2 protein-coding genes are annotated in these 2482 nt (G+C 36.2%); both read right to left on the bottom strand.

All coding sequences use genetic code 11. The annotated features are described in order from the left end of the window. Positions 1-99: 99 nt before the first annotated feature. The gene (locus CV945_RS16640; RefSeq protein WP_100660185.1) at positions 100-639 is read right to left on the bottom strand and encodes a hypothetical protein; all 540 of its coding nucleotides are present in this window, start codon (positions 637-639) and stop codon (positions 100-102) included. 758 nt (positions 640-1397) lie between these two features. Then, a complete protein-coding gene (locus tag CV945_RS16635) occupies positions 1398-2282 on the bottom strand; it encodes a helix-turn-helix transcriptional regulator (RefSeq protein ID WP_064213871.1) in 885 nt (294 codons plus the stop codon). Positions 2283-2482: the final 200 nt, after the last annotated feature.

The following is a 2482-nucleotide window of genomic DNA, read 5'->3' as shown; positions in this document are numbered from 1 at the left end:
TGGCATTGTTCGCTCTTCTTGTCACCGTGCCAGCTTGTTAGGTGATAAAGTAAAGACGGGACATGGAGGTCGGAAATTCTTTATTACAACCTATATAGCTTAATTTCGGTATATTCCAGTATCAGCTCGTTCAAATTGCAATCTATATGACAAGGACGAAGAGTTTTTATTGAATAAGGTTCCGAAAACAGGGGGAACAATAATAGTGATAAAAAGTGCGATCATAAAAATGGCAAATGAAAAAGGATTTATCTGTTTTCCGATTTCATCTTTATGTTTTTTAACAAAATTTTTTATTTGAGCATTCTCTGTGATGGATGCAGAATCGATAATTTTCCGATCATCTAAATCATAATAGTATATCTGTTTTGCATCAAAATAAAAAATGCTGTCTCTAACTTCTTTTCCTTCTGCCAATACTACTTTAACGTTTTTAGTTTGTTTTGTATCTCCTTCAGTGACTTCAGCAGAAGTTGTTAGGCTATCGAGTATTTCGGCGGAATGATCCTTATAATAGGTAAGAGTTTTTTTGAATTCTTTGTTAATTGCTCCTGTAATATCCTGATTATCTTTTGCCAATGCTGGGAGAGGAGCAACCCATAGTAATGATAAAATTAAAAATAAAATGAGTTTTTTCATCTTATCACCTCTTTTGTGAATATTTTTTATAAATTATACCATATTTTTTATCTTGATAAACCCCCTTATATGTAAAATTTTTGTTTCGATTCTAATTTATCTCTTTGCGAAGCCTTGCTTGATCAATTAACTAACATTCACGATCCATTTCTCCTCTTTTGGCTCCAAATAAAAAATCGAGAAAAGCACCTTTAGGTACCTTTCTCGATTCCCTTCAATTCTATTTCCTTCTCCCTAATTGGAATCCCATCCTCGTTGCCAATCAAACTGAATTGAATTTGTTTCGCTTCGATACGATCGCAAGTATAAGGCTTTTTTTGTCACTTAACAACAGCCTTGTCAAGAGACAATAATTCATGTCCATCCCACAACTTTCCCCTCACCGCCTCTCTTCCCTACAGCCGCAAGGGTTTTCGGGATTTGAGGAACCAGTTGGAACAAAAAACCAGGAAAATAAAAAGTGTCCGTCCAATTGGAATAAATTAGGGGATTGGGGGGAAGGGATAAGGGAAATGGAACGTTGGGAAATGTCCGTGGAAATAATTTGAGAGAACAAATGGAGAAGCTCAATCGGAACATAGCGGGAGGGGGTATATTGGGAAACTGCTTGATAAATCAGCCGCCGTTTCTATCCCCTCTCCCCTGTACCTTTTCAAAAGAAGTAAAAGCCAAGCATGAATCAGGGCAAAACCCTAACCACGCTCGGCTTCTTGGACATTTTTTCCTGGACGGATATATTTTACGGGGATAAATATCATCTACTCCCACTCTTCAAAAGATAAATTGGTAGGCTCGTCTAAAAGGTCAACTGTAAAATCAATATTTGTTGTTGGTGTACGCTCATCCACTTCCTCAAATTTAAGTTCATCAATCCACACTTGCCCTTTCCCCAAAAGTAAAACACCAAAAGATATGACTGCACTATTTTTAGGAACATCTAAAACGATATAGTAATGATTCCATTCAGTATCTCCTACAATCGGGCGGTCACTCATATTATCAAATTGCAACACATCCCCAAGTGCATCATCCACTCGCATCCAAAACCCACAGAATCCATCAACACCTTTTGATTTTATAAACCCAGAAAGTTTTATCCTTTTACCAAGATACTTTTCTGCCTTAAATTGTTGCATCATTGTGGCAAATTCAGCTTGAGATTGGACAGTAACAGCCTTTAAGAATCCAGATGCTTTCCCCTTGTGAAAGATTTCTCTGTCAATTCCCATTTTATAATTAAACGGGTGACTTCCGCTTAATTTCCATCCTTTCAATTGTTCGTTTTTCAACATGACATCCTCCCTTTGTAAAGTTAATTTACCCATGATTTTGCGGTATTGTCCTGGCGGTAATTGATAATATTTCTTAAACGAACGGGTAAATGATTCTTGTGTTTCAAAGCGATAATAGAAAGCAATATCTATTATCTTTTTATCCGTATAAAGCAGCATGTTGGCTGAATTAGCAATTCTTCGATATCGAACATATTCAGATACAGTCACACCAACTTCTTTTTGAAAAATACGATGAAAATGGTACTTTGAAAAACCAGCAAACTGAGCAATGTTTTCTAAAGATAATTCTTCATGCAAATTAGTCTCTATATATTCAATCGTTTTTTGAATAATGGGACTGTAGCTCATTTCATAGGCCTCCTTACACCTCCTTACAAATAAGATAACAGAAGAAACCATGATTTTTTTGACCTATATTGCTTTGTTTAACATCAAACGAATATTGATTTTCACGAGTGTTGATTATCCAAAATTATACATACGCCTTCCATAAATTTGGGCATACTCAAACAAAGCAGCGGCCATCCCGGATTTCCAATCGAGAGGAA

The sequence above is a fragment of the Geobacillus sp. Manikaran-105 genome (assembly GCF_002809955.1).
Taxonomy (GTDB): domain Bacteria; phylum Bacillota; class Bacilli; order Bacillales; family Anoxybacillaceae; genus Geobacillus; species Geobacillus thermophilus.
This window is presented reverse-complemented; position numbering and strand designations above follow the sequence as displayed.